The sequence below is a fragment of the Vibrio sinaloensis DSM 21326 genome (genome assembly GCF_000189275.1).
GTDB lineage: Bacteria > Pseudomonadota > Gammaproteobacteria > Enterobacterales > Vibrionaceae > Vibrio > Vibrio sinaloensis.
The window spans coordinates 25,979-50,842 of sequence record NZ_AEVT01000107.1; the positions used below are offsets into that span (position 1 = coordinate 25,979).

Annotated in this window: 25 protein-coding genes and 1 pseudogene; 10 read left to right on the forward strand and 16 right to left on the reverse strand. The window is 46.3% G+C overall.

Annotated features, from left to right (window positions below; all coding sequences use genetic code 11):
- Positions 1-43: 43 nt before the first annotated feature.
- Together RH45_RS19845 and RH45_RS19850 are read right to left on the reverse strand one after the other, a co-directional pair.
- Complete coding sequence (locus tag RH45_RS19845) at positions 44-1,027, reverse strand: nickel/cobalt transporter (RefSeq protein WP_241211664.1); 984 nt, start codon at positions 1,025-1,027, stop codon at positions 44-46.
- A gap of 105 nt (positions 1,028-1,132) precedes the next feature.
- Positions 1,133-1,813, reverse strand: coding sequence for a DUF1007 family protein (locus RH45_RS19850; RefSeq protein WP_008080790.1), 681 nt, complete (start codon positions 1,811-1,813; stop codon positions 1,133-1,135).
- 193 nt (positions 1,814-2,006) lie between these two features.
- On the opposite strand from RH45_RS19850, the gene RH45_RS19855 reads away from it, so the two are divergent.
- A complete protein-coding gene (locus tag RH45_RS19855; protein ID WP_241211665.1) occupies positions 2,007-2,663 on the forward strand; it encodes a DUF1826 domain-containing protein in 657 nt (218 codons plus the stop codon).
- A gap of 66 nt (positions 2,664-2,729) precedes the next feature.
- On the opposite strand, the gene RH45_RS19860 is transcribed toward RH45_RS19855, so the two are convergent.
- On the reverse strand, positions 2,730-3,569 hold the full coding sequence (locus tag RH45_RS19860) for a class I SAM-dependent methyltransferase (protein WP_008080795.1): 840 nt from the start codon (positions 3,567-3,569) through the stop codon (positions 2,730-2,732).
- Positions 3,570-3,845: 276 nt separating this feature from the next.
- Complete coding sequence (locus RH45_RS19865; protein ID WP_008080796.1) at positions 3,846-4,745, reverse strand: NmrA family NAD(P)-binding protein; 900 nt, start codon at positions 4,743-4,745, stop codon at positions 3,846-3,848.
- Positions 4,746-4,890: 145 nt separating this feature from the next.
- Between RH45_RS19865 and RH45_RS19870 the strand changes: the two genes are divergently transcribed.
- The 5 genes from RH45_RS19870 to RH45_RS19890 all read left to right on the forward strand — a co-directional run bounded on the left by RH45_RS19870 (position 4,891) and on the right by RH45_RS19890 (position 9,914).
- Positions 4,891-5,775 carry a LysR family transcriptional regulator gene (locus RH45_RS19870; protein ID WP_008080797.1) on the forward strand — a complete coding sequence of 295 codons (885 nt, stop codon included), beginning with the start codon at positions 4,891-4,893 and terminating at the stop codon, positions 5,773-5,775.
- A gap of 167 nt (positions 5,776-5,942) precedes the next feature.
- Positions 5,943-6,635, forward strand: a complete 693-nt coding sequence (locus RH45_RS19875; protein ID WP_008080798.1) for a response regulator — start codon at positions 5,943-5,945, stop codon at positions 6,633-6,635.
- Complete coding sequence (gene creC / locus RH45_RS19880) at positions 6,635-8,077, forward strand: two-component system sensor histidine kinase CreC (RefSeq protein ID WP_008080799.1); 1,443 nt, start codon at positions 6,635-6,637, stop codon at positions 8,075-8,077. Before RH45_RS19875 ends, creC begins: the two co-directional genes overlap by 1 nt.
- A gap of 75 nt (positions 8,078-8,152) precedes the next feature.
- Positions 8,153-9,517: a cell envelope integrity protein CreD gene (creD, locus tag RH45_RS19885; RefSeq protein ID WP_008080800.1), complete on the forward strand. Its 1,365-nt coding sequence runs from the start codon at positions 8,153-8,155 to the stop codon at positions 9,515-9,517.
- On the forward strand, positions 9,498-9,914 hold the full coding sequence (locus tag RH45_RS19890; protein WP_008080801.1) for a ribosomal maturation YjgA family protein: 417 nt from the start codon (positions 9,498-9,500) through the stop codon (positions 9,912-9,914). The genes creD and RH45_RS19890 overlap by 20 nt, the downstream gene beginning before the upstream one ends.
- Before the next feature lie 189 nt (positions 9,915-10,103).
- On the opposite strand, the gene RH45_RS19895 is transcribed toward RH45_RS19890, so the two are convergent.
- Positions 10,104-10,775 carry a type 1 glutamine amidotransferase domain-containing protein gene (locus RH45_RS19895; protein WP_008080802.1) on the reverse strand — a complete coding sequence of 224 codons (672 nt, stop codon included), beginning with the start codon at positions 10,773-10,775 and terminating at the stop codon, positions 10,104-10,106.
- A gap of 116 nt (positions 10,776-10,891) precedes the next feature.
- Here RH45_RS19895 and RH45_RS19900 point away from each other — a divergent pair, with 116 nt between their 5' ends.
- Positions 10,892-11,776: a LysR family transcriptional regulator gene (locus tag RH45_RS19900; RefSeq protein ID WP_008080803.1), complete on the forward strand. Its 885-nt coding sequence runs from the start codon at positions 10,892-10,894 to the stop codon at positions 11,774-11,776.
- A 22-nt stretch (positions 11,777-11,798) separates the two neighbouring features.
- On the opposite strand, the gene RH45_RS19905 is transcribed toward RH45_RS19900, so the two are convergent.
- Entirely contained in the window at positions 11,799-12,722 is a 924-nt protein-coding gene (locus tag RH45_RS19905) for a LysR family transcriptional regulator (protein ID WP_008080805.1), read from the reverse strand.
- Positions 12,723-12,832: 110 nt separating this feature from the next.
- Between RH45_RS19905 and RH45_RS19910 the strand changes: the two genes are divergently transcribed.
- The 3 genes from RH45_RS19910 to RH45_RS19920 all read left to right on the forward strand — a co-directional run bounded on the left by RH45_RS19910 (position 12,833) and on the right by RH45_RS19920 (position 14,885).
- Entirely contained in the window at positions 12,833-13,924 is a 1,092-nt protein-coding gene (locus RH45_RS19910; protein ID WP_008080806.1) for an alkene reductase, read from the forward strand.
- 70 nt (positions 13,925-13,994) lie between these two features.
- Complete coding sequence (locus RH45_RS19915; RefSeq protein ID WP_008080807.1) at positions 13,995-14,411, forward strand: VOC family protein; 417 nt, start codon at positions 13,995-13,997, stop codon at positions 14,409-14,411.
- Between the two features lie 90 nt (positions 14,412-14,501).
- Positions 14,502-14,885 (forward strand): hypothetical protein, encoded by a 384-nt coding sequence (locus RH45_RS19920; RefSeq protein ID WP_008080808.1) that lies wholly within the window; start codon positions 14,502-14,504, stop codon positions 14,883-14,885.
- Positions 14,886-14,889: 4 nt separating this feature from the next.
- On the opposite strand, the gene RH45_RS19925 is transcribed toward RH45_RS19920, so the two are convergent.
- From RH45_RS19925 to RH45_RS19970, 10 genes and pseudogenes are all read right to left on the reverse strand, one after another.
- Positions 14,890-15,390, reverse strand: a complete 501-nt coding sequence (locus RH45_RS19925; RefSeq protein WP_008080809.1) for an AAA family ATPase — start codon at positions 15,388-15,390, stop codon at positions 14,890-14,892.
- Between the two features lie 8 nt (positions 15,391-15,398).
- A complete protein-coding gene (locus tag RH45_RS19930; protein WP_008080810.1) occupies positions 15,399-15,977 on the reverse strand; it encodes a GNAT family N-acetyltransferase in 579 nt (192 codons plus the stop codon).
- A 148-nt stretch (positions 15,978-16,125) separates the two neighbouring features.
- Positions 16,126-16,755 carry a bifunctional 4-hydroxy-2-oxoglutarate aldolase/2-dehydro-3-deoxy-phosphogluconate aldolase gene (locus RH45_RS19935; protein WP_008080812.1) on the reverse strand — a complete coding sequence of 210 codons (630 nt, stop codon included), beginning with the start codon at positions 16,753-16,755 and terminating at the stop codon, positions 16,126-16,128.
- A gap of 9 nt (positions 16,756-16,764) precedes the next feature.
- Positions 16,765-17,718 (reverse strand): sugar kinase, encoded by a 954-nt coding sequence (locus RH45_RS19940; protein ID WP_008080813.1) that lies wholly within the window; start codon positions 17,716-17,718, stop codon positions 16,765-16,767.
- A gap of 48 nt (positions 17,719-17,766) precedes the next feature.
- A complete protein-coding gene (locus tag RH45_RS19945) occupies positions 17,767-18,741 on the reverse strand; it encodes an aldo/keto reductase (protein WP_008080814.1) in 975 nt (324 codons plus the stop codon).
- A 25-nt stretch (positions 18,742-18,766) separates the two neighbouring features.
- The gene (gene malE / locus RH45_RS19950) at positions 18,767-19,945 is read right to left on the reverse strand and encodes a maltose/maltodextrin ABC transporter substrate-binding protein MalE (protein WP_008080815.1); all 1,179 of its coding nucleotides are present in this window, start codon (positions 19,943-19,945) and stop codon (positions 18,767-18,769) included.
- A 32-nt stretch (positions 19,946-19,977) separates the two neighbouring features.
- Entirely contained in the window at positions 19,978-21,213 is a 1,236-nt protein-coding gene (locus RH45_RS19955; protein WP_008080816.1) for an alpha-amylase family glycosyl hydrolase, read from the reverse strand.
- Positions 21,214-21,237: 24 nt separating this feature from the next.
- The gene (locus RH45_RS19960) at positions 21,238-22,260 is read right to left on the reverse strand and encodes a substrate-binding domain-containing protein (RefSeq protein ID WP_039958956.1); all 1,023 of its coding nucleotides are present in this window, start codon (positions 22,258-22,260) and stop codon (positions 21,238-21,240) included.
- A gap of 310 nt (positions 22,261-22,570) precedes the next feature.
- The gene (locus RH45_RS19965) at positions 22,571-24,202 is read right to left on the reverse strand and encodes a methyl-accepting chemotaxis protein (protein WP_008080818.1); all 1,632 of its coding nucleotides are present in this window, start codon (positions 24,200-24,202) and stop codon (positions 22,571-22,573) included.
- 369 nt (positions 24,203-24,571) lie between these two features.
- Positions 24,572-24,864: pseudogene (locus RH45_RS19970) on the reverse strand (hypothetical protein); the annotation flags it as partial.

Consider the following 24,864-nt stretch of genomic DNA (forward strand, 5'->3'; position numbering starts at 1 on the left):
AGGGTATTGATTCAATGCACAGGTGGAAACCCCTGTGCATTTTTTATATCGACAAGACTGGTGATAGCCCGTAACTGTTACCGGACATAAGCAGCAAACCTATCGCTATCAGAAATAAGCCACCAAACAGTTGGATGTATGCGCCAGTGAGTTGCCAGCCTTTGCTCAGAGGTTTACCCGTTGCCAAATAGCGTTTCACAAGGTGCTTGCCCGTTAAGGTCATGATGGCAATGGTCGAAGTTGTTAGTGCTGTGCCTACGGCCATCAAAATTGCACTCACGACACCCATCCAATATAGCCCAACAACATTGGCAAACAAGAGCACCATTATGGCTCCGGTGCATGGACGAATACCGATTGATGCAATGATAGCCGCATACTCTCGCCAAGTTGAAGCATGGTTTATAGCATCCGCTTCTGCGACATGATTATGGCCGCAGCCGCAGGTGGCTCCATTCGGCTGAGAGGTGGGACGCATTGGGTGAGATTTCACGCCAACCGGAGTACGTTTACTGGCGGAGGGCAAGGCGGTAAATGTCAGCTTAGATGGCTTAGTTGGTCGAAGCGAGTGAACAATGATTTTGCAGGCTTTGTAACATATTAGGCCACCAAGCAGAACAACCAAAGCAAAGCTGGCAGACACAAACAGCATCGCTTTTTCGTTGACCATTCGCATCGATGCACTGAATCCCCACAGCAATACGGTCACCAAAGTGATCGCCACTAATGCTTGAAAGAGTGCAGAGACAATGGTGATCACTAAACTGGCTTTTGCTTTCGTTGGATGCGTCGCAAGATAGGTGGACACAATCACTTTTCCATGACCAGGGCCGAGCGAATGGAGCACTCCGTACAGAAAACTAAAGCCGATAAGATAGGCCCCGGCGGTTAAAGAGTTTTGCTTAGCTTCATACAATATATCGGCGAGTTGAGAGTTTGCCTCTCTTTGCCAGTGAGCGGCTTCGATGACCAAACTTGGCCAAGCGAGCCAAAGTTGGTAAAAGCCTATTGTCATGCAAACCAACATGATCAAGGTGAGCAACCAAGTTTTCTTTTCTGGCTTGCGGGTTTGGCTGTTTTTGCTTATCGAGAGAGTAGGGTTGTGCTTCATAGTAAGGGTTCTACAACAAGGTTACACCGAGGGAACGCTGGCGCAGTGAATGTTTACGGTTTGGGTAAATAATTGACCTAAGGCGTTGTCAGGATCGGCATCAGCAGGGAGTGACATCGCGTAGCTCATTTGTTCCGGAGTTGGATTCGGTTCAACCATTTCCAAGCGGCACTGGCGTGCGAGGCTGGCAGAAAGTGAGATATCTTTGGAAGATTTCCACGACATATCGATAAAGTAACTTGGTTCGAAGATGAGTAGCTTCAACGAGTCTGAACTGACGGGTTGTGGTTTAGAAAGCGCAAGTTCGAAACTCAGCACGAGCTTTGCTTTGTCACGGCTAAGTTTATCTTTGCTCGCGACTTTATACTTGATCGGGTTTTCGCCATCGTAAAAGTAGGTGAAGTAATGCTCATACATCATGTTGTCCATGACCGAGGCAGAAATCTCGCGCAGAGTTTGCTGCTGCTTGTCCGCGCTCATATCTTGCCCATCAAGCATATAAGCCGAGGTCATGGCGTCAAACGTCCACTCCATTTTGAATCCCGTGATCATGCCATCTTGGCCTTCGATATGAGTTTTTAGGTCTACCCAAGAATGTGGGTGAGATTGAGCAAAGGGCACAAAGCCTAGGTATAGAATGCCGATGAGTGCCCACTGCGTGGACTTAAAAAGACGAATCAAAGGTGAGCTGTGTTGGAACATATGGTCACAAAAACTACTATTGGCAAACTTAATTGTTATGTTATAACATTTCTTTGTGTTCTGCACCTTCAGCCAAGCTCATGTGATATCAAACTTATCGGATCATGTTTGTTCATATGAGTTTGGCTGCAAGGGTAGATAATATTTTGAACAAGGCAGGAGATAGATAATGAACGCGGTTTTAGCTGAACCCATGGCAGCAGGTTGTGCTGAGCAGACGATAGGTAATATTGATGCTCGTTTAGGTGAGCAGCCAACTGTGTTGAGCGATATCTATCAAGACGGAGTCAATATTGCGGTCTGGCAACGACGTTTCGAACAAGGCTTTGCCAAAGCTATCAGCCAGTATATGGCCGCGAATCCAACCATGAGTAAGTCTTTGACTGTCTCTGCCGCTAATGCTTTCGAAGTTCTTGACTACGCCACCGATGGTCAAGCACCAAAAGCCTTGCTGGAAGACATGGCCCAACTTGTTGATATGTTCTGCTACCTGTTTGACTTGGATGAGGTAGGATTGCGATTTGCCACGTTAAGCGGAGCGATGTGTCCGCGATTCCATGTTGATCAAGTACCTTGTCGCCTTGTCACCACCTATCATGGTGCGGCGACTGAGTGGCTACCTAATCCGACTGTAGATCGTTCGAAATTGGGACGTGGCAGTAATGGCCAACCAGACTCTCTTTCTGGTTTATATCAACATGAATCTGACGTGCAGCAACTGCATTGCGGTGATGTCGCTTTGCTTAAAGGTGGTCGCTGGGAAGGCAATGAAGAGACCGCGCTAGTCCACCGTTCTCCTGCCATTGATGCAGACAAGCCTCGCTTCATTATGACACTCGACTTTGGCTAATCGAAAGACGAGAAAAGTAACCAAAAGAGGGGCGAATATCGCCCCTTTCATTTTCTAACAACTTGTTTATTTGTGGCTAATGACCACCGCAAGCTCGTCGCCCTCTTGGTAAGGCGTACCTCGTAAGTCACTGTAGTAGGCTTTGACTTCTAAATCGTGCTTATTCAACTCTTTGTTTAAGCTATCTAAGGTGAAATGTTGTAACCAGTTGAATACGGACCACTCTTTGTTATCTTGATAAATAACGTATTTATCGAGCGTGACAGATTCATCTTGATAGGTAAATGAAGACTGGAGACACCAATAATCTTGGTTGCTCCAAAAGCCGTTCATTGCGTTTTTCTCTAGGTTTACACTTTCCTTCTGCTTGATAAATCGGCTCTGAGTATAAACATCTAATGCGATGTGACCCTCTTTCGCGAGCAGCATTTTGAATTTGCCGATTAACTCCGAGCGTTGGGCAGGGTTGAGTGCACAAAGATCGCACATAACCATAGTGATAAGGTCAAATTGGCGCGAGTCTTGATAATCCAGATAGTTACCTAGATGATACGTTATGTCTAAATTGGCGAGACGTGCTTGCTCTTCTGCATAGCGTAGAGAGTTCTGAGAGAAATCTAACCCTACAACAGTCCCCACCCCTTGTGCTTTTAGGCGTTGTGTATATAACCCCGGACCGCAGCCAAAGTCGATAGCTCTTGAAGTATGGTTGAGCTTAAACTCATCGTGTAACCACTTTACTGAATCTTCAATGAAGTGATGAGTTCGAGAGGCAAGAGCGAGATCAGGGTTGAGGTGAAAACCTAACATTTGAGTGGCGATATGTGGATCAGCCCACAGCACCTCTGCGGTGTACTCAGACCATAGTGCAGGTTTGGTTGTTGCTTGATTAAGTATTTTGAACATGTGTAATTCCAGCTAAAAATGTAATGCTGTCCTTACATGAATTACGAATAGCAATGTAATTCTAAATTGCCGTAAGGACGCGGATAATTTGTTGATTTAAAGACATGTACATTTCTAAAGCCCCCTTTAATTGTGTTGATAACGCGCGAACCTTATAGAGCTTTTCCCTTTGAGGCAAGTTGCTTTTGTCTGTTTTACCGAAAGTTTGCACTCACAGATAGCGAGGGCAGCGGTCGGAGTAACCACCGCCCTCGCTCTATTTAACGCAGTGTTGCGTTAACCCACATTTGCGATGGCCGCGAGTGCTGGCTTATTTTCTTCTAGCCAATCGCTAAATCGAGTTGGCTGTTTACCTGTTAGACGTTCAAAGGCTTCACTGCTGCCGTGAGAGTGGTCGCCGCGGTTGTGCGCATCCATGGTGACACACAGATCAATGATAGGTGCTGGAAGCTCAAAAGCCGTGAGTTGAGCGCGGTAATCATCATCAGATAGGTGAACCATATTGATTGAAGTGCCCAGGACCTGATCAATCGTTTTAGCCATCTCCGCTTGCGTCAGAGATTCAGCACCATTCATTGGCAGTACTACTTTGCCTGACGCAGGTTTTAGTAACGCGTTGGCAGCTGCTAATGCGAGATCTGCGCGGGACAATTGCGCGGTACGCCCTTCGGCTGCGGAGGTTAACCAATGGCCTGTTTGTAATATGCTGGCAAAGTACTCCGGCAGATTTTCAAAGTACCAGTTGTTATGCAAAATAGTCGCGTTGGCAATCTTACTTTCTTGAATGGCTTGTTCTGTTGCTTGGTGTTCGTGGGCGAAAATGACGGGAGATTCATCCGCTGCAGGCATTGAGGTGTAAACAAGATGTTCGACCCCGGCAAGCTCAGCTGCTTTTACCGCGTTCAAGTGTGCCTGAGTTCTTGGCCCAGAAGCATCAATGCTGATCAGTAGTAGGCTTTGAGCGCCTCTGAATGCGTTTTGTAGTGAAGATGGGTCTGCAAAGTCTGCTTCACGAACATCAACCCCTTTATCGGCCAGTGTTTGTAAGTTTTGCGCATGGCGAGTTGTGACGATTAGACGTGTTGGATCTACATTCAGTTCATCGAGTAATGCTTTGACGACCTGTTGACCGAGCTTGCCTGACGCACCTGTAACTAAAATTTTGTTATCTAACATTGTTGGTTCTCCAATCTGTTTTCGTAAATCAACCGGTGTAATGAGTGCCGGTTGTTGTCGTTGGAGTTACTATATTATTTCTTGTTAGATAGATAATTAGCGATAAAATAAACTCATTGTTTAATTTAAATAAACTATATCGCGTATGATTTCTCTCGATGACATGATGGTGTTTGCAAAAGTGGCTGATAAGCGCTCTTTTACTCTCGCCGCCGAAGATCTCAACATTGGTAAAGCGCGCGTTTCTCAAATCGTCACTAGGCTAGAGTCGGAGCTTAACACCCGCCTGCTGCACCGAACCACGCGCTCATTATCCCTCACTGACTCTGGGGTTGCGTATTACCAGAAGTGTCTAGCGATCTCTGAGCTCGCGCATGAAGCGAATACCGAAATTCAAAACGTCAATCAGGTGCCAAGTGGGGTGATTCGGCTATCAACACCGAGCACAACGTTAGTCTCTGTTTTGAGTGATTTCCTCAAGCGTTATCCCGATATTCAACTTGATATCATAGAGAGTGACAGTTACAGCAACCTTATCGAATCACGTTGCGATATTGCCTTACGCGCATCTTCTTCTTTGGAAGACTCAAGTCTGTATGCCATTAAGCTAGGTGATTTCACTGATATGATTTGTGCAACGCCTAAATACCTGAGTCAGTTTCCGCAAGTTACCAGCGTTGAAGACCTGTTACAGATGGATTGGGTCAGCCACCATATTGTTCATGGTGAAAAGCAGCTGACCTTTACTAACGCACAAGGTGAGATTACCAAGTTGCAGCATGCTCCGAGAGTGCAGGTTCGAACCTCTATATCAGTGCGCGAATTTGTGTTGAATGACCTTGGCTTCGCGATTATGCCGAGCTTTATGGTGCAAGAGGCCTTGGAGCAAGGCCAAGTAATGAGAATTCTCCCTGAGGTACACAACCACAAAATCCCTTTGTACGCTGTGTATCAAGAAAAAGCGATGATGCCACTGAGAGTCCGAGCCCTAATTGATTTTCTCAAACAACAAAGTGATGCGATTGGTTAAGCTTGCGTTTTGATTTTTAAATCAATGGCTTGAAGCTTTTTTCGAGCAGGCGCTAAGTGCAAATTAACCACTGAACTTTGCTATCACGAGGCTATTCCGCTAGCCTTGTGGCCAGTCAAAGACAAGTTACCTTTCCTTTTAGCGACAAAGATTTATGAGGCGAGACATTGAGCGAGCAACTAACCGTAGTCATTATTGAAGATGAGTCAGCGATTGCTGAAAACTTGATTCATGTGCTAGAGATGGATGGTTATCTGGTCGAGTGGTTTACCACCGCAGGAGAAGGGTTAGCCTACGTTCAACAGCACCGTGCCGCCTTGTTGGTGCTGGATGTTGGTTTGCCTGACGGAAACGGATTTGAACTGTGCAAAACCATCCGTGAGTTCTCCGATATCCCTATTATTTTTCTCACTGCGCGCAATGATGAGATTGATCGTGTGGTCGGTTTGGAAATTGGTGCCGACGATTACGTGACAAAACCATTTAGCCCAAGAGAGATGTTGGCGCGCATCAAATTGCGAATTAAAGCCAAAGTGCCTTCAATACCAGAGACTGTATCATCAATAGCTGACAGTGGCGGCCTTGTGGCGCAAAGCTTCGACTACTACGTTGCGGGTCAAGCTGTGGGTTTAACCGCCGTTGAATTTAAAATTCTCAATAAACTGATCGCACTTCCAGCCAACGTCCTTAATCGAGAACAATTGATGATTGCGGCAGATATGGCTCCGGAAGCCGCGTATGAGCGCAATATCGATACGCACATTAAGGCCATCCGCCATAAGCTCAAACCATTTGCCATGGCCGAGCGTATTGTGACCAAACGTGGCTTTGGCTATTACTACAGTGAAAAAGGTGAGTGATGAATCGTTGGCCGAAAATTCCGCTCGGATTAAGACTGTTTTTTCTCTACTTTGTGCTGGTGGGTATGACGGCCTACATGGTGAGTAAGACCGTCATTCAAGAGCTGAAGCCAACCGTTCGTCAGACTACAGAAGAGACGCTGGTTGATATGGCGAATTTACTGGCCGTTCTGGCCGAAGAAGATGTCGCTAACGGTCAAATTTCGGACAGTCGATTTTCTCAATTGTTGCAAGCGTATGGACGCCGCGAGCCGCAAGCAAGGATCTGGGAAATAGGCAAAAAAGCCATCAATCACCGGATCTATATTACCGATAAGCAAGGCATAGTGATCGCCGATTCCTGGCAGCAAGATGTCGGGCAAGACTATTCTCAGTGGAACGATGTGTATCTGACGCTACGTGGTCAATACGGTGCTCGCAGTACCATTGAAGATCCCAAAGACCCGCTTTCTACCGTGATGCATGTCGCTGCACCTATTTATCATGATGGCGAGATCATTGGCAGTGTCACCGTCGCCAAATCGAATCGCTCAGTGCAACCCTTTATCGACTTATCCAAACGCAATGTGCTGTTTTGGATGATCTGGATGAGCGCCTTGGTGTTACTGGCAGGTGCTCTGTTTGCTTGGCGGATACATTCGGCGTTGAACAAACTGGAAAACTACGCGACCAAACTCGGAGAAGGGCAAAAAGTCACCAAACCGCGCTTTCGTATCTTTTACGAATACGGCACGCTAAGCGACGCGCTAGAGACAATGCGCAACCAACTCGATGGCAAGCAGTACGTTGAAGAGTATGTGCAAACCCTGACCCACGAATTGAAGAGCCCGCTTTCAGCAATCAAAGGGGCCAGTGAAATCTTGCAGACACCATTACCCGAAGAAAAAGTCCATCGCTTTGCCGCCAACATCGAACGCGAAGGCGATCGGATGCAGTCGCTGATTGATAAGTTGCTGGATTTGGCCCGATTGGAGAAACGGCCAGAGCTGGAATCCGTGACTCCCATTGATGTCCGTAGCATGGTCGAAGACATCGTTCGAGCGTCTGACGCTAAGTTAAGTAACAAACAGATCTCTTGCCAGCTGGATATCAGTAGCGGCGTTTACGTACTCGGCGATGCGTTTTTGCTTAAGCAAGCCTTGTTTAATCTGATGGAGAATGCACTCGACTTTGTCTATTATGCGGCGGAAATTCATTGGCAGTCGCAAAGCGGCGATCAAGGGGTGCAGATCTCCATTTACAACATTGGGCCGCACATCCCTGACTACGCGATGCCAAGGCTCACGGAGCGTTTTTACTCCCTAGCACGCGAAAATGGAGTAAAAAGTACAGGCCTAGGGCTAAATTTTGTCGAGCAGGTTGTTAAGCTGCATAGCGGCTCACTGACCATTGCCAATGTCGATAATGGTGTGAAGGTGACATTGACACTGCCAACTCCATAAAATCTCCACATAAGCTCCATTTGCTCTCCAAATGGCTGAGTTAGATTGTATCTATCAGCTAAATGGAGAGTAAACATGAAGAACATTCTTAATAATCAACTCGGCATGAAGTTCGCCTTCGTGCTGTTTTTGTTTGTTTTATTGCAGATCCCGATCTCAATGGTCAGCGGGTTGGTCTCTGAGCGTTCGTTTCGACAAGAAGAAGTACGCAATGATATCGCGCGCAGTAGCAGTGGCCAGCAGCGAATTCTTGGTCCTTTTATCTTGATAAACTATACCGAGACCAGTCATCGAGAGGGTAAAACCTATTTAGATAAGCGCGAAAAATTCATTTTACCCACCACTTTTGACTTGCGCGCTGACTTGGATAGCTTTGAGAAGTATCGTGGAATTTACCAAGCTCGGTTGTATCAAGCGCAAACCAAGTTAAGTGGAACATTCGACTTTACCGAGCTTAATTCGCTGCGCCAGCATGACATTGATAAGGTCAGTTTAGTGGTGGGGATTCAAGATAGTCGTGGTCTGTTAAGGCTTGATGATATGACGTTGGCGAATTTGTCGTTAGAGCTTGAGCCCGGTACTGGTCTCAATGCATTGCCACAAGGATTTCACAGCCAGTTAAATATCGATGAGTTGGATATGTCCAATCCCATGGCTTTCGATCTCAACTTTCTTCTTCAAGGTATGGGGCAATTGCAGGTGACGCCAATTGGTCATCAATCCAATGTTGAGTTGGCATCAAGTTGGCCGCACCCAAGTTTCATTGGTGACTATTTGCCTATCTCGTCTGACATCAGTCCAGAGGGATTTAGTGCCACTTGGTCGAGTAACAACTTTTCAACCAATATCGCGCAGCTGTTTCAAAGTTGTTTGGCCGATAACAATGCCTGTTACGAGCTAGAGCAGCGTCAAATGGGCGTAGACTTGATTGACCCGGTTGATCACTATTTGAAGTCCCACCGCGCGATCAATTACTCGCTGTTGGTCATTACTTTGGTATTTGCCAGCTTCTTTTTACTGGAGCTGTTTCAAGCACGCCCTGTTCACCCTGTGCAGTACGGTTTTGTTGGCTTGGCATTGGCGTTGTTCTATCTGTTGTTGATCTCGATGAGCGAGCATATTGGATTTAATTGGGCGTATTGTGTTTCTGCTGTGGCGTCGACAGGCCTGCTCAGCGTTTATGTGAGCGGTATGCTGAATAACCCGAAACACGGCGGTGTGTTTGGTGCAAGTCTATTGCTCTTGTATGGCTTGTTGTTTGGCTTGCTACAGGCAGACAGTTACGCATTATTGATGGGTACGCTGCTTTGCTTTGCCATTTTAAGCTTTGTGATGGTTGTTACTCGTCATGTCGACTGGTATGCACGTAGTCAAAGTCTACTTGCCAGCAACAATAAGCCACACAGCACAGGTGAGGAAAATGGATCAAACGACAAATAATATCAGCCGAGTTAGCGGTTCTCTCTCGGCGATGAGCTTTCGCTTCGATGCACGTAATTTCATCGTTAGCGTGAGTTACCTCGTCTTGTTGGTGGTCATCGCGCTGTTTGTCCGTGATAGTTTCATTCGCCCGACACTCGGTGATCTGCTGGTGGTCGTCTGGCTCTATTACGCACTCGCCAGCGTTGTTTTGATGCCCGTTTACGCATTGGCCAGTTTGGTTGTCGTGATTGCCTATCTGGTCGAGCTTGGTCAGTACTTACAAATAACCTCATGGCTGGCGATTGATTCATCATCATTATTGCACGTGATCTTAGGCGCAACGTTTGACTGGCGAGATCTCGTGGCGTATTCGGTGGGGGGCTTAGTATGTTATTGGTGGGAGGGCAAGCGATGAGCCAACTGACCTCACCCCCCAGTAAACTAAGGAACAAAGCCAAGCCGGTTAGAAAGAGAAGGCGCATCGGTTTGTTGGAGAAAGCCCACCTTTGGGCGATGCGGCAATCCGGTGCACGAAAGGTGACGTAAACGAATAAGCGCCAAGGAAGACAGTGGAAACCTTGGCGCTTATGCTATTGAGTCGTGGCTAGCCTAGCTGTTCAACCAGCTTTTTGCCGACCCCATGGGCGCTGGTTGGGTTTTGCCCAGTAATCACGCGCTCGTCAACAATCACAAAATCTTGCCATGGTTGTGCCTTGCTGTAACGAGCGGCCGTACGTGCTAGAGACTCTTCCAGTAGGAAAGGAATGTCGTTAATAGTACCGAAGTCGATCTCTTCTTCACGAGTGAATCCTGTTACCGATTTGGAAGCCAGTAACTTTTGCCCATTGCTCAGAGTGATAGGCAGCAACGCCCCAGGACCATGGCAGACCGCGGCAATGACACCACCATTTTCGTAGTGCTTTGCTGCAATATCCGCAAACGCTTGGTTATTGGCTAAGTCTGACAACAAGCCAAATCCACCAGGGTAGAAAATGGCATCGTAATCGTCGCCGTTGATTTGTGAAACAGGAATCGTGTTGTTGATACGATTTTGAAAATCATCATCAGATAAGATTTCAGTGTTAATAGTATCTACTTCAATATCAGTGCCATAAAGAGGCGCTTTGCCACCGTCAATTGAGGCGATGTCGTAATCAATACCCGCTGTAATGAGTTCGTTCAATACATGGGTTAATTCTGGCGCATAAGTGCCATTCGCTTGATCTGTTTCGCCAAGAGTTGCGTGATTGGTGACGGGTATCAGAACTTTTTTCATTGTTATTTCCTGTGTAGCTGAGCGTTTTGATTGGATAGTTTGATATTAATTGCAATTCCATTGGGTGATAATAGGGGCTATTTGCAAAACATTGTTGCTATTTAGCAAAGGTGACTATGGACAGTTTCGAAGGGATCAATGAGTTTGTCGCGGTGGCAGAGAGCCAAGGTTTTTCTGCCGCAGCGAAGCTATTAGGTTGCAGTACAAGTCATGTGAGCCGTCAAGTCTCGCGCTTAGAAGAGCGAGTTGGAGTAGCATTGCTTGCTCGCTCGACCAGAATGGTGTCGCTAACGGAAGCGGGGCACATCTATTATCGTCAGTGCAAAGACTTGGTAACAGGGCTACAGCAAGCCAATGAGCAACTATCCTCGCAGCAAATAGAACTTAATGGCATATTGCGGGTAAGTGCGGCAGGGGCATTTGCCGAAAATCATGTTGCACCTGCTTTAATGCTCTTTGCCCAGCAGTATCCCAATCTCACCATAGAGATGGACTTTAACAGCCGAATGGTTAACTTCATTGAAGATGGGGTCGACTTTGCCATTCGCTATGGTCGGTTGACGGATTCAGGTTTGGTCGCCAGAAAGTTGGTTGATAGGCCAATGGCTGCCGCGGCAAGTCAGGAGTATCTTGACCAATATGGGTGTCCTAGTCACCCAGAGCAACTTAAGCAGCACAGCTGTATTATTGCCAACAATGACCATTGGTTGTTTGAAGAACAGGGTAAACCGCTCAACGCACTGCGAGTACATGGACGCTGGCGAAGTAACAACTCAACGGCGGTCATTCAAGCCTGTGAGCAAGGGCTTGGTATTGTGTATCTACCAAAGAGCAGCTTTAACGGCGCGCTAGAACAAGGGCGGCTACAACCTGTGCTGGAGCCCTTTTGGGGGCGTGGAACCAGCAGTTGGATTGTGTATCAAAATCGCCGCTTTTTACCCCTGCGTGCTCGGATGGCTATCGACTTTCTGGTGAATCATTTTGCAAATTGGCAAGAGTAGCGCTGGCCTGTTCACATTAGAGTTAGCGAGGGAAGTCCTTCTCAAATCGCTGCAATAAAAAGTCGAGAAACAGCTGTAATCGCTTTGGTTGGTATTGGCGACTCATGTAAACCACATTGAGATCCGCGCCAGCAGCAGATGTTGAGGCGTTAAAGTTCTTCATGTAGCCATCTAGCACAGTCACCAGGCGCTGGTGTTTAAGGTCTTCTTGAACATCTAGCCAAGATTTTAGAGCGATTCCGGCTCCACAAAGTGCCCATTGACGAATGACTTCTCCATCATCTGAATATCTGGTCGGCACAACCGTGACGATATTGTGTTGCGCATCGTCCTCAAAGTGCCAGTTCTTAAGCTCCTCGTTACTGCGGATCATGGCGAGGCAGTCGTGATTGGCCAAATCGCTGGGGCAAGTTGGCGTGCCTTTTCTGCGCAGATATTCTGGCGTTGCACACAGTACGCGTCTGCTTGAGGCGAGTTTGCGCGAAATAAGACTGCTGTCCGCCAGTTCACCATAGCGAATGACGATATCTAATCCGGATTCTGCCAAGTTAGTCAGATTATCTCCAAGATAGAGATATGGGGTGACATCAGGGTACTTGTGGGCAAAGTCGTTGATCAGCGGCGCTATGTATTGCTTGCCTATGTCTCGAGGAGCCGAGATCTTTAAGTTGCCACGCACTTCCTTGCTGCCTGTTTGGAGTAAGTTCTCTGTTTCCTGGACGCTAGCAAGAATCTCAAGACATGCCTGATGATAGAGGTGCCCGGAATCGGTCAAAGACAAATGCCGTGTTGTACGTTGAAGAAGCTTTATTCCATAACGACTCTCCAGCGCTTGCAAACGTGCCGTGACCGTTGCCGGCGATAGGCCCATTTCTCGCCCAGCTCCTGCAAGGCTTTGGTTTCTAACGATACTGGCGAACAGCGCCATGTCTGCTAACTTGTCCATGAGTATTCACTATTCAGTTGGGTCGAATAATCAATTCAAATATTACCCAATTATCAAGCTTTGTCGAATCAATATACTGAACGCATATTAGAACACCGCAGAGAATGAAGATGAGTAAACTATTTGAAACCGCTCAACTGAAACAGTTAGCGTTAAATAACCGTATCGTAATGGCGCCGATGACACGCGCTCGCACCAGTCAACCTGGCAACATCCCGAATGAAATGATGGCGGATTATTACGCCCAGCGTGCGAGTGCAGGTCTTATCATATCTGAAGCCACTCAAATCTCAGATGACTCACAAGGTTATTCGTTTACTCCTGGCGTGTATAACGATGAACATGTGGCGGGCTGGCGTCCGGTGACAGACAAAGTCAAGACTCAAGGGGCGCACTTCTTCTGTCAGTTGTGGCATGTTGGGCGGGTCTCTCATCCGGTTTTTCAAAATGGCGAACAGCCTATCGCACCGTCTGCGTTGGCGCCGGTAGAAACCAAAGTCTGGATCGCTGATGACAGTGGTGAAGGTAAGATGGTCGATTGTGTCGAGCCGAGAGCCATGCTTCAAGCAGACATCGACCGTGTCATTAGCGACTTTGCTTACGCGGCAAAACGCGCGGTTGAGGCTGGGTTTGACGGGGTTGAAATCCATGGTGGTAATGGCTATTTGATCGACCAGTTCTTACGCACTAATTCTAACCATCGTGAAGATAAGTATGGTGGCTCGCGAGAAAATCGAGTTCGCTTTTTGTTGCAAGTGGTGGACGCGGTCAGTGAGGTCATTGGTGCGGACAAAGTGGGGGTGAGGTTAGCGCCGTTTATCACTTTCAAAGACATGAATTGCCCAGATATTGTGCCAACCATTTTACTTGCCTCGCAACAGTTGCAAGCGCGTGACATTGCTTATCTGCATCTGTCTGAAGCTGATTGGGAAGATGCTCCGCAGATCCCAGAGGATTTTAGGATTGCTTTGCGTGAACGCTTTAGCAATACCATTATCGTCGCAGGTGGCTACGACCAGATGCGGGCGGATGAAGTATTGAACAAAGGTTACGCCGACCTTGTGGCTTTTGGCCGTCCTTTTGTATCTAACCCTGATCTCGTGAGTCGTTTAGCCAATCAACAGCCTTTGGCCGAACTCGACCCGACAACCTTGTTTGGCGGTAATGAAAAAGGCTACACCGACTACCCGAATTATCAATAGAGTGACGACCATCCGACAGGGAATGGCTGGGTTCCCTGTCTTTTTGATGAGTAATGCCTAGGAGTGAATTATGCCTATTCAAGCGATCGACCATTTTACCCTTAGAGTTAGCGATACTGAGCGCTCCATTAATTTTTATCAAGAGGTCGTCGGTTTACACTTAGGGGAACGGCCTGCTTTCAATTTTCCTGGCTATTGGTTGTATGCCAGTGGCCAGCCAATTTTGCATCTTGTGGCGCAAACGCAGAGTGCGGCTGATGAGAACTTGCAGCGCTATTTAGGTCAACGGGAGCAGGCAAGTGGCTCGGGGGTTGTTGATCATATCTCTTTGAGAGGCAGTGATTACCAAGCTATGAAGCAGCGCTTAATCGAGGTTGAAGGAGGCGAATTTCAGCAGAGACTCGTTCCAGAACTCAAACAACGCCAGCTGTTTTTTGTCGATCCTGATGGTGTCACGATAGAAATCATCTTTCCTTATCAGGCGTGAGCAGCTTTGCTGAATCAAGACTTTACAGCTCAACCACCGTACCCTTGGGTTGAGCTGCTTTTTCGTTAAATAGAATAGAGGGAGGCCTGCATGGAACTTGTGGATTTAGCCCGCGTAGCAAGCCAGAACAATGATATTCGAGCCGAAGTTGAATGTTACTGTAGGATCAATAATCTGACCGCGCAGAAGGTATACAATCAGCTAAGCCTACATGTTGCGACCCACTACCAGCAAGGGCGGTACAGTTTTGAATTTTGTGACGCTGTGGTCAATTTACTCTTCGATCACATGCTGGACGATTTTGGGAGTGACGCAAGACAGAAGTGTTTGCCTGAGCCTGCATTTGCTATTTACCTTGCGTTTGACAGTGGTGAATATCATCACTCTGAAGACGAGGAGCATATCTGCCCGATCATCAAATACACCAATCCAGAAATCGCCCGTATTTTAGAGAAACATCGAGGTCGCGATTAAACGGCTAGCGAAGCTCTCGTTTTACTTGCTCTAAACTGTCACAGTAACGAACTTTGTGTTGATGGTGTGCGATAAAGGTTTTGATACGCGCAAGGTTATCGCGATCGAAATCGCGATTCCATTTCCAAAGTTCGATAAAGCTCTTCAGTGTCTCTTTATGATACTGCCCTTGAAAAAACTTACGTGTAATAAAGCGTTTGCTGATTCGCCATTGCCTTTTCCACAGCGGCGTTGTTAGCACAATGATCACGTCAGCATCTTCAAAGGAAGGGGCTAACCATTTGTGATATACACCTTCTATCACCCAACTGGATTGCGCTAATATCTCATTTAGCTTAGCTGATCTTACCTCTTGGCTCGCTCGCACATAGGTCGCTTGGCTTTGATCCCAAAACACTTGGTCCAGATCGTAAGCGGTAATGTCGTCCATAATAGCGAGCTTGCTGGCGATATACGTTTTTCCGCTACCTGGACCACCAATGATGTGGATTTTCTGTGTTGACATAACCACGATTACCCCAGTTTTGCGAGTAAATTTTGTTTCACTGCCAGCCACTCAGAAGCAATGATGGAATACACCACCGTATCTCGTAACGAGCCATCTGGCATGATGATGTGGTTACGTAAAATACCGTCCTGCTTAGCCCCTAAGCGTTCAATAGCATTACGTGAAGTGGTGTTATGGAAGTGGGTACGAAACTCGACAGCGATCGCTTGTCGGTCTTCGAACAACTGCTGTAGAAGTAGCAACTTACACTCGGTATTGACGGGTGTACGTCTTGCAGCATTGGCGTACCAGGTGTAACCAATCATCGCTCGTCGATTGACTTCATCGACGTTGTAATAACGAGTGGTTCCCACAATCCGGCCGGAGGCCTTGTTACGAACGGCATAAGCGATGTTGCCTTGTTGGCCCTCTTCAATCGCTTGTTGAACATAGTTTTCCATCGCGTCAGGACGAGGAACATTGGCGTACCAAAGCTTCCAATGCTCTCCGTCGTTTACTGCGCTGATTAAGTCCTCGGTATGTTGTTGGCTTAATGGTTCAAGCGTGACATGTTCGCCTTCAATCTTGGTATTTGGGATCCACATAGAGTACCTATCCTTTGTTATAACTGACATTTGAAACAAATGGGCCATTGTTGCGCATTATGATTTGCGCTTATCATCATTTAGGCGCGCTATAATGCCGTTTTAATCTTTTAATTTCAAAGGATTATCTAAGATTGTTATGTCTATGTTAGCGATTGACTTGTGCGACAGCCTCTTGAGTCAGTTGTGCAAGTGCCACCCAATCTTGGTTTTGAATTAGCGATTTATCGACCATCCATGTTCCTCCACATGCAACGACGCGGTCAAGGTTGAGGTAATCGTTAATGTTCGTTGGATTGATTCCACCAGTTGGCATGAAACAGATATCCGCATAAGGGGCTAGCAGAGCTTTAAGCATTGCGAGTCCACCAGACGCCTCTGCAGGGAAGAACTTTAATGTTGTCAGCCCCATCTCTAGCGCGGCCTCGATTGCGCTGGGGTTATTGACTCCAGGAATATAAGTGATTTCGTGCCGTTGACACGCAAGAGCTGTGTTTGGGTTAAATCCAGGAGAAACCACAAAAGTGGCGCCTGCCCGCTTGGCTTTAATGACTTGTTGTTCATTGAGCACAGTACCGGCGCCAATGAGCATGTCAGGTTGTGATTCGCGCAGAAGTTGAATCGCGCCTGCTGCGGCGTCGGATCGAAAGGTGATTTCAGCAGCAGGTAGGCCGTTGTCGACTAATACTTTGCCCAATGGCACGATGTCTTCTGCCCGCTCAATCGCAATTACAGGCATGATTTTGACCTGTGTGAGCTGTTGTTTGATGGATTTCATTAAACCTTCTTATGAATAGGTTGGATGGGTGATATGTGCGGGAATGATTGCCCCTTTATGCTGGATGACGATGCCAGCTAAGTGATTACCATATTCACATGCTGTGATTAGACTTGAGCCTGCTAAGTAGTGGGCGAGAAAGCCGCCATTAAATGAGTCTCCAGCGGAAGTTGTATCCACCACGTTACTGACTGCTGAGGCTGGCACATAGAAAGGAGAGGTTGATTCAGATGTGCTTAGTAAACAGCCCTTGTCTCCCTGCTTTACAATGACGGTTTTGACGCCAAGAGAGTGCAAACGTGTCAGGGTTTGTTGCGCAGATTGGTCGCCCCAAATACGTTGTTCATCTTCAAAGGTCACCAGTGCTAGATTGGTTGTTTGGTACATCGTTAGATAGCACGCCCTAACGCTTGCTAACTCATCGTGTGGCCATAGTGCAGGGCGGTAGTTACTATCGAAGATCACTTCTATTCCTTGAGAACGAAGTTGCTCAAGCAGTGTCAGTAGCCGACTCCGATCTCGGCTGGATAAAATGGCTAAGCTGATACCACTGACAAAAATGGCATCGACGTGCTCAAGGCAGTGTTTAACCTGCGTAAACTTGGGATGGCTTAGCAAGTAACGAGCAGCGGATTGATTGCGCCAGTAGAGAAAGGTGCGCTCGCCATTCTCGTCGACTTGAATCATGTAAAGTCCTGCTGTTCTCATGTCATCAACCAATACGTGGCGAGTGTCTATTCCCTCTTTTTGCCAACGCTCAATCATGGCTTTACTCAGCGGATCGCATCCCATTGCGGTGATATATAGGACATCAAGTTTGTCGGTCGCTGTATTTAGCTTAGCGGTCCTTTTCAAATAGATGGCAGTGTTGAGTGTATCGCCGCCAAAGGTTTGTTCCATTGTGCCAAATGGTGTGCCATTGAGCTCTATCATGCATTCGCCAATAACTGCAATTTTTTTCATGTCGATCAACCCGGATATGCCCCGGTTATAAGCCGGGGCTGAGAAGTGTTAGTCGAGATTCCATTTACGAACGATGGCTTCAGCACTGCTTAGCAATTCTTTGCTAACTGATGAGTCCATGAAGCTGGCGTTTTTCTCTACATGTTCAACGGTATGGGCACCGGCGATGACGGGGCCGACTTCCGCTTGCTCTACTAACCAGTGGATAGCAAGGTGAGCGAGTGGAACATTTGCCTCTTGCGTAAGTTGCTTTAGGTCCTCGACACAGTTGTAGTAAGGTTCGAACCCTTCACCATTCAACTTAGGATTGTTGTGTCGGTCATCGTGATTATCCCAATTTCCAGATCGCTTAAACTTACCGGTGAGCAAGCCCTGCATGAGTGGAGAGTATGGGAGGTACTTCATATCGTTTTGTTGGCAAAATGGTAGCGCTTCGCTTTTTGCCCGATATTGCAACGGGATATTGTGGTAATGCGTTGGGTCTTGCTCCAATAGGTTGTATAACCCTTGGAACGTGGCAACCTCAACGTTTTGCATCATTTCTCGTGTCATATCGAGTGAGTAATTTGATACCCCTATATGGAGCACCTTCCCTTGTTCTTTAAGAGCGGCGAGTGCTCTTGCGGTCTCTTCAATTGGGGTGTTCGAGTCGGGCCAATGAACTTGATACAAATCGATATAGTCTGTTTGCAGTCGAGTTAAGGATTGTTCAACTTCGGCGATGATGCTCTGAGCGGTTAAGTTATTGGTTACGTTCTTGTTGTCGTCCCAGACCAAACCGCACTTAGTCGCAATGAGTACTTCGGAGCGATCAACACCTTGCAATGCTTTACCTAGCACCGTTTCTGCTTTGCCTAAACCGTAGACAGGGGCGACATCAAAGAAGTTGAAACCATGTTCAATAGCCGCTTTAACCGCAGCAATGGAGGACTGGTCGGAAACATTATTCCACGTTCCGCCCATTGCCCAGCAGCCAAAACCAAGCGCTGATGTTTGCATGTCTTTAATTGTTTTCAATTTCATGTGGTTACTCTTATTAATCTCGAGATTATTTGTCTAAAACACGTTTTTCCAAATCAACCAGTGACTCATCGACCGTTTGACGATCCTCTATCACGTTAGTGATCGCCGCTTGCAATCCGTGCCAGTAGCCCATCATTTGTGGAATGTTTGGCATGATGTCACCGTTTTGAGCGTTAATGATCGAGGCACGAATGCGAGGGTCATTGGCGAGCTCTTTTGAAAATTCAATACGAGCTGGAACCCCAATTGGTACCTGACTGTTCATAAAGCGCAGTGAGTCCATCGATAGAAGGTAATTCTCAATAAACTCTTGTGCGAGATCTTGGTTAGGTGATGCTGTACTGATGCCAGCCATCAGAATCCCGACAAATGGACGCGAGTCTTTGCCATGGAATTTTGGCAATTCTGCGACGCCGTAATTGATGCCTGTTTTCTCGATATTTGCCCAAGCCCAAGGGCCATTAACTGTCATAGCAACTTCCCCTTTGTTAAAAGCACCTTCCGAGTAGGCATAATCCATATCGGCAGACATAACACCCTCGTCAACGATACGTTTCAAAAAGGCCATCGTATTTTTCGCTTCTGGTGTGTTTACGCCAGTTTTGCTTGGATTAAACCCAGTGTCGTTAAGTTCAAATACGTAAGCGCCATCACTGGAGTAAAGTGGGTGAGTGAAGTAAGGTGTTTTGACCGCCCAAGCGATGGCTTTCTTGCCTTTTTTCGCAAGCTCTTTATCGAGTGCAAATATATCTTCCCAGTTCTTCAATGGCTCTTGGACTAGGTCCTTGTTATAGATTAGGGAGACGGATTCGGCGGCAATTGGGTAGCCATAGGTTTTACCTTTGTAGCTGGTGGCATCCCATGAATAGGGTTCAAATTTAGCTTTGAAGCTGGCTTCAGGGGTGACTTCTCGAACCAATCCGGCTTCGGCATAGCCACCGAAACGATCATGGGCAAAGACCATGATATCCGGTCCTTTGCCTACAGAAGCAAACTGAATAAAGCGTTCTTCTAGGCTCTCAGGAAACTCAACGTTCACCTTCACCCCTGTATCTTGCTCAAACTGTTCAACGGCGTAAGTCATGCCTTTTTGACCTTTGTCGAGCGGCATCCAAATAGTGATTTCACCATCAGAAAAAGCGGCGACGTTGACGGAATTTAGGGCGCAAGCAACCCCTAAGCTCATAAGAGTTAGTTTTTTCATGTTCAGACCTATTTGTTTTGATTAGTAATCTATTACGCTTTGGTAATTACGTACTGGTAGGGAGTGAGTGCTCGCTCAGCTTGTGTAGATTGATGTTTATAGCGCTGAGTTTGCTTGGAAAGGTTTATCACCACTTCCACTTTATTGTTGTCATTCTCACGAATGTAGTGAATGACATTGGGATTTTCAGTCTGTTGGAAAATGGGCTTAGCGCCAAAGGTTCCGTTCCACAGGGCCGAGTTCTCGCGTTTTAGCAGCAGTAAATCGCGATAGAAGGCTTCGAGCTGGAAGTTTTTCCAGTCGATTGGATCTTTCTCAAAAAACGCGAGCCGTTTATCGAGATAAGATTCTTGGCCACTGTAGATGAGCGGCATGCCGTAGAGTGTGGCAGCAAGTACGGCGAAAGCTTTAAAGCTATCACCAAAAAATTCGTCATCGTGTGCTTCCCAAGTGTTCTTATCGTGATTGGTGGTAAACACCATACGATAGGCATCTTGAGGATATTGTGTGTAAAGCTGGTCTAGGTAATTAGGGATCTCTGCGGCCGATTTGTGGCCACGAGCAATGGCCCCCATTAGTTCATAGAAACCCCAGTCGTAAGTCATATCAAATGACTGACGATGGAGATCTGGTGCTGACCATTCGGCGAGCATAAACAGATGTTTGAGTTTATGCAGCTCAGTAGTGACGTAGTCCCAAAATGGGGTGGGAACCAGACCCGCAACATCACAGCGGAAGCCGTCGATATCAAACTCGGTTACCCAGTAGGCCATCGCATCCTTCATTCCTCGCCATAACACTGGGTTTTCATAGTTAAGACCAATAACGTCAGTCCAGTATTCGGTCTTTTGGCTATCCACATAAGTATAGGGAAACAATTCACCGTTATTATCGCGTTGGTACCACTCTGGATGGGCTTCAACCCACACGTGATCCCAACCCGTATGATTGGCAACCCAGTCGATGATCAAATACATCCCCATCGCATGAACTTGATCAACGAGTGCTTTGAGGTCAGCTTTACTGCCAAGAGACGGATCTAACGCGGTGTAGTCTCGCGCAGCATACTGGCTACCTAGAGTACCTTTACGGTTCTTTTGGCCGACAGGGTGAATCGGCATCAGCCATAGGATATCCACCCCCATACTTTTGAGTCGTGGTAGGTGCTGAGAAAAGGCATTGATGGTTCCTTCCTGCGTATATTGGCGCAGATTTACTTCGTAGATATTTTTATCTTTAGTCCACTCTGGATGATGAAAGCTGTCCATGCGGATCTCCCTCTTGATTGTGATTTATGATTTCGGTTTTCCGGTTGACTCGCGAACAATCAAATCAACTGGGGATACGACCTTGAGCTCAGATGGGCTGACACCCGAAATAAGCTTCACAATCGCATCGGAAATAGGTTCACTAGAATCGGTCAAGGGGGAGTGGGTGACCGTTAATGGTGGATTAAACTCTCTGGTTTCGAAGTGACTGATGCCGTCATCGTGTGAAATGACCGACACATCGGAGCCAATTTCTAAACCAAGTTCAGCCACTGCCATATACAAGCCGTAAGCGACTTTGCTGCTAGAGCAGATACAAGCGGTTGGACGGTCTTCGCCGTTTAGAATATCACTTGCCAACTCGCGCCCAGCTTTTACTTCTGGGGCGCAGTGAAAGACTTCGCATAGTTCAGGATCTAAGCCTAGATGTTTCACTTTATTGTTAAAGGCATCGCTTCGAGTATGTGCAAAGGCCAGTTTCTCATCTGAATTGATGAAAGCCACTCTCTGGTGTCCAAGTTGATGGAGGTAATTGAGGGCTTGCTCAGTGACAGATGCGTTGTCGATATCGTAATAAGCATAGTCAAGGTCACTGGTATCATGGCCGTGAACAACAAAAGGAATGCCTTTGTCCAAAAGAAAGCGGATACGCTCATCATTCACCATTGGAGCCTTAATTATCAGTCCATCAACAGAGCTTTTGGACACAAAGTTCTTCAGCGCTTGTAGATTGTTGCCATGTAAAGAGGAGTTGATCAGCAGATCATATCCTTTGACCCCTAAAAAGTTACTGATGTTCGATAGCTCTTTCAAAAAGGTTGGCGCACAAACCAGTTCATCAGGGGACTGAAGCATGATGCCAACCATTTTTGATTTACCTGTTGCAAGTTTCTGCGCGACGCTATTGGGGCGATAGCCTAATTTGTCTGCTGCTTCCAAGACTCGCTGACGAGTTTTGGCGTTGACTTCCGGGTAGCCATTCAATGCTCGACTTACTGTGGCCATAGAAAGGCCTAGGTATTTTGATACTTCAGATAATGTTGTCATGGTCTTTTCAAATAAATTTAAAGCGCTTTAAACTTATCGATCTACTAGCAGTTATTCAATTATGGTTTGTTTGTTTCGTGACCAATGCAACGTTATGTAGCGGATAATTTAAAGCGCTTTAAATTCTAATGAAAACGGAGTGGAAACCTGTTTTTGGGGTCATAATTTTACGAGTGTAAGAGTAATTATTACTTTAAATTCAGATATTTATGTAGAGTATGTGTGGGCGAGGAATGAGTTTGGCAGTGAATAAGAAAACAAGTCAGAGCTTAATAGAGGCTCTGACTTGTCGCTAACGTTTTTAAAAGGGTTAAGCTATGCGAAACTTGCGTACGACATCTTGCAGACCCGTCGCCAACTCACTGAGTGAGTGGCATGCTTGTGCGGTCTGTTTGGCGCCCTCTGCCACCTCATTGGAAGACACATTAATGCTTTCGACATTACGGTTTAACTCTTCTGTTACGGAGCTTTGCTCACTGCATGCGCTTGCGATCTGAATGCTCATTTCAGCGATGTTTTCAACGTTGCGTTCAATGTGTTGAATGCTGCTGCTGGCTTCTTGCGTCTGCTCGACACAAGACTGAATGAGAGTACTGCTTTGCCGAGTGGCCTCTACCGCCTGTTTTGAACGATTCTGCAGTTTGTCGATTATATTGATTATCTCCTCAGTTGAAGATTGAGTTCGGCTAGCCAAAGTACGCACTTCATCGGCAACGACAGCAAAACCGCGTCCTTGCTCACCAGCACGCGCTGCTTCAATCGCCGCATTTAATGCGAGCAAATTGGTTTGCTCTGCAATCTCTTGGATTACGTCAACGACGACACTGATATTGGCCGTGTCCGCTTCCAATTCTTCCACCATATGACCCGTATCTGCGATCACTCTCTCCGCAGCTCTGGTTTTTTCCATACTGGTTTCGACAATACTCAAACCGCTGGTGGCCTCTTTTTGGGCGCTGCCTGCTGTGGTAGAGGCATCTTCGGTGTTGCCTGCGACTTCATTTACCGTGGCTTGCATTTGGTTCATTGCTGTTGCGATTAAGCTTATTTGTTCTTGCTGCTCGTGCATGCCTTGCGAGGTTTGGGTCGATATGGCGCTGACTTCCTCGATTGCTGTGCCAATCTGTACTGAAGTGTTGGATATATTACCGACCAGAACCTGCAACTTTTGCTGCATGTCTTCACATGCATCTGCCAACTCTCCTAGTTCGTCATTTGCTATCTTATCGCGTTGTAATTTATAGGTTAGATCTCCTGCAGCAATGCTTAGGGCCATTTTTCTTACTAACTCTAGCGGAGTACAAATTTGATTAGCGAGGATGACAGACAGTAAGGTTGCTAACAGCAAGGCAACGATGACTGCGATGGTTCCGTAAATTAAGGTCTCTGTAACGATTTGTTCTGCAGCGGCACTGTCTTCAACTATGTAGGTTTGGTTCAGCTCGGTAAGGCTTTGCAGTGCAAGACTTACTGCCGAAAATTCAGGAAAGCTGTTGAGTATCAGAGTGTTTGCCGAGTCTAGCTTTCCTTGCGTGAGCAGTGAAGCAAACTGAATTGATGTTGCTCTGTACTTACGCCAATTTGAGGCAACAGTATCGAATGCTTGGCGGTCTCGTTCGTCCCAAAGGCCTTGTTCATATTCTGAAAGATAACCATCAATCGTTTGGATGCTACTATCTAAGTCATTGACCCACTGGTTAAAATCTGGGTGTTGAGTATTAGGAAGAAGTGAAAATTGGTCTTTACGTAAGCTGACGAGAGCGGTATTAGTATCTTTGACTAACAGCACACTCGGCACGGTTGTTTCTGAGAATACATCTAGCTGATGTTTTATCATTTGTATATGACTAACAAAAAACAACGCTAAGCCAATTAAAATGGCTAACGTTAATAATACCGTTCCATAAATCTTCTTCTTCACACTGAATGATGAAATCCCCATAGCGAAACCTTATTTATCGATAGAAGTTACTTTACATAGATGTATAGAGCTAAACGCCACCCTTATTGAAGACTGGAGTTACTGATATTATTGATATGAGATAAATCTGATGTGCCGATTTATCATTTTTGAGTTAAAGCTCTAATTTGGGGAATGGTACACGTTATTAAGAAAAAGTCTTATTTGGAAAATGAATTTGTGATCTATGAAATTATTTAACAGCTCTTGATCTCTTAACATGATATAAAAGTGAAATTATATATTTCATTAAAGAGAAAATTTAATAATAAATAGAGTCAAAGTTATCTTTATGTGAACCTTAGAAATTAAGGCTCACGCGCTTAAAAGTAAACCTTAACAATAAATGTCCTAGGGTAAATAAGGCATTGCTTGTGAGTAATCGACGATATAGCCGATATCATCTAATAGTGCGACGGTTATAACGCCAAGAATATAGCCATTACTCATGATTTCCTGTGTCATTGGTGGAATGACGATCGAATCATCGATCGTTCTCTTCTTGTCTCCTTGCCATTGGTAGTCGTAAAGATGTCCGCCATCGTCACTTATTGGTAGTTCGGTGAGCGCCATCTTATACAACAGGTTATAACGTTTTACAGACTCACTATTATTGACGCTGAACACGTTGCCCCCTTGGTGAG

Bases quoted from the DNA above. Each gene is read 5' to 3' on its own strand.
- malE (WP_008080815.1), bottom strand. From the start codon at position 19,945: ATGAAAAAACTAACTCTTATGAGCTTAGGGGTTGCTTGCGCCCTAAAT.
- RH45_RS19870 (WP_008080797.1), top strand. From the start codon at position 4,891: ATGATTTCTCTCGATGACATGATGGTGTTTGCAAAAGTGGCTGATAAG.
- RH45_RS19925 (WP_008080809.1), bottom strand. From the start codon at position 15,390: ATGTCAACACAGAAAATCCACATCATTGGTGGTCCAGGTAGCGGAAAA.
- RH45_RS19890 (WP_008080801.1), top strand. From the start codon at position 9,498: ATGGATCAAACGACAAATAATATCAGCCGAGTTAGCGGTTCTCTCTCG.
- RH45_RS19900 (WP_008080803.1), top strand. From the start codon at position 10,892: ATGGACAGTTTCGAAGGGATCAATGAGTTTGTCGCGGTGGCAGAGAGC.
- RH45_RS19905 (WP_008080805.1), bottom strand. From the start codon at position 12,722: ATGGACAAGTTAGCAGACATGGCGCTGTTCGCCAGTATCGTTAGAAAC.
- RH45_RS19960 (WP_039958956.1), bottom strand. From the start codon at position 22,260: ATGACAACATTATCTGAAGTATCAAAATACCTAGGCCTTTCTATGGCC.
- creC (WP_008080799.1), top strand. From the start codon at position 6,635: ATGAATCGTTGGCCGAAAATTCCGCTCGGATTAAGACTGTTTTTTCTC.
- RH45_RS19855 (WP_241211665.1), top strand. From the start codon at position 2,007: ATGGCAGCAGGTTGTGCTGAGCAGACGATAGGTAATATTGATGCTCGT.
- RH45_RS19920 (WP_008080808.1), top strand. From the start codon at position 14,502: ATGGAACTTGTGGATTTAGCCCGCGTAGCAAGCCAGAACAATGATATT.
- RH45_RS19850 (WP_008080790.1), bottom strand. From the start codon at position 1,813: ATGTTCCAACACAGCTCACCTTTGATTCGTCTTTTTAAGTCCACGCAG.
- RH45_RS19965 (WP_008080818.1), bottom strand. From the start codon at position 24,202: ATGGGGATTTCATCATTCAGTGTGAAGAAGAAGATTTATGGAACGGTA.
- RH45_RS19860 (WP_008080795.1), bottom strand. From the start codon at position 3,569: ATGTTCAAAATACTTAATCAAGCAACAACCAAACCTGCACTATGGTCT.
- RH45_RS19865 (WP_008080796.1), bottom strand. From the start codon at position 4,745: ATGTTAGATAACAAAATTTTAGTTACAGGTGCGTCAGGCAAGCTCGGT.
- creD (WP_008080800.1), top strand. From the start codon at position 8,153: ATGAAGAACATTCTTAATAATCAACTCGGCATGAAGTTCGCCTTCGTG.
- RH45_RS19910 (WP_008080806.1), top strand. From the start codon at position 12,833: ATGAGTAAACTATTTGAAACCGCTCAACTGAAACAGTTAGCGTTAAAT.
- RH45_RS19845 (WP_241211664.1), bottom strand. From the start codon at position 1,027: ATGTTGGTTTGCATGACAATAGGCTTTTACCAACTTTGGCTCGCTTGG.
- RH45_RS19895 (WP_008080802.1), bottom strand. From the start codon at position 10,775: ATGAAAAAAGTTCTGATACCCGTCACCAATCACGCAACTCTTGGCGAA.
- RH45_RS19930 (WP_008080810.1), bottom strand. From the start codon at position 15,977: ATGTGGATCCCAAATACCAAGATTGAAGGCGAACATGTCACGCTTGAA.
- RH45_RS19940 (WP_008080813.1), bottom strand. From the start codon at position 17,718: ATGAAAAAAATTGCAGTTATTGGCGAATGCATGATAGAGCTCAATGGC.
- RH45_RS19935 (WP_008080812.1), bottom strand. From the start codon at position 16,755: ATGAAATCCATCAAACAACAGCTCACACAGGTCAAAATCATGCCTGTA.
- RH45_RS19945 (WP_008080814.1), bottom strand. From the start codon at position 18,741: ATGAAATTGAAAACAATTAAAGACATGCAAACATCAGCGCTTGGTTTT.
- RH45_RS19955 (WP_008080816.1), bottom strand. From the start codon at position 21,213: ATGGACAGCTTTCATCATCCAGAGTGGACTAAAGATAAAAATATCTAC.
- RH45_RS19915 (WP_008080807.1), top strand. From the start codon at position 13,995: ATGCCTATTCAAGCGATCGACCATTTTACCCTTAGAGTTAGCGATACT.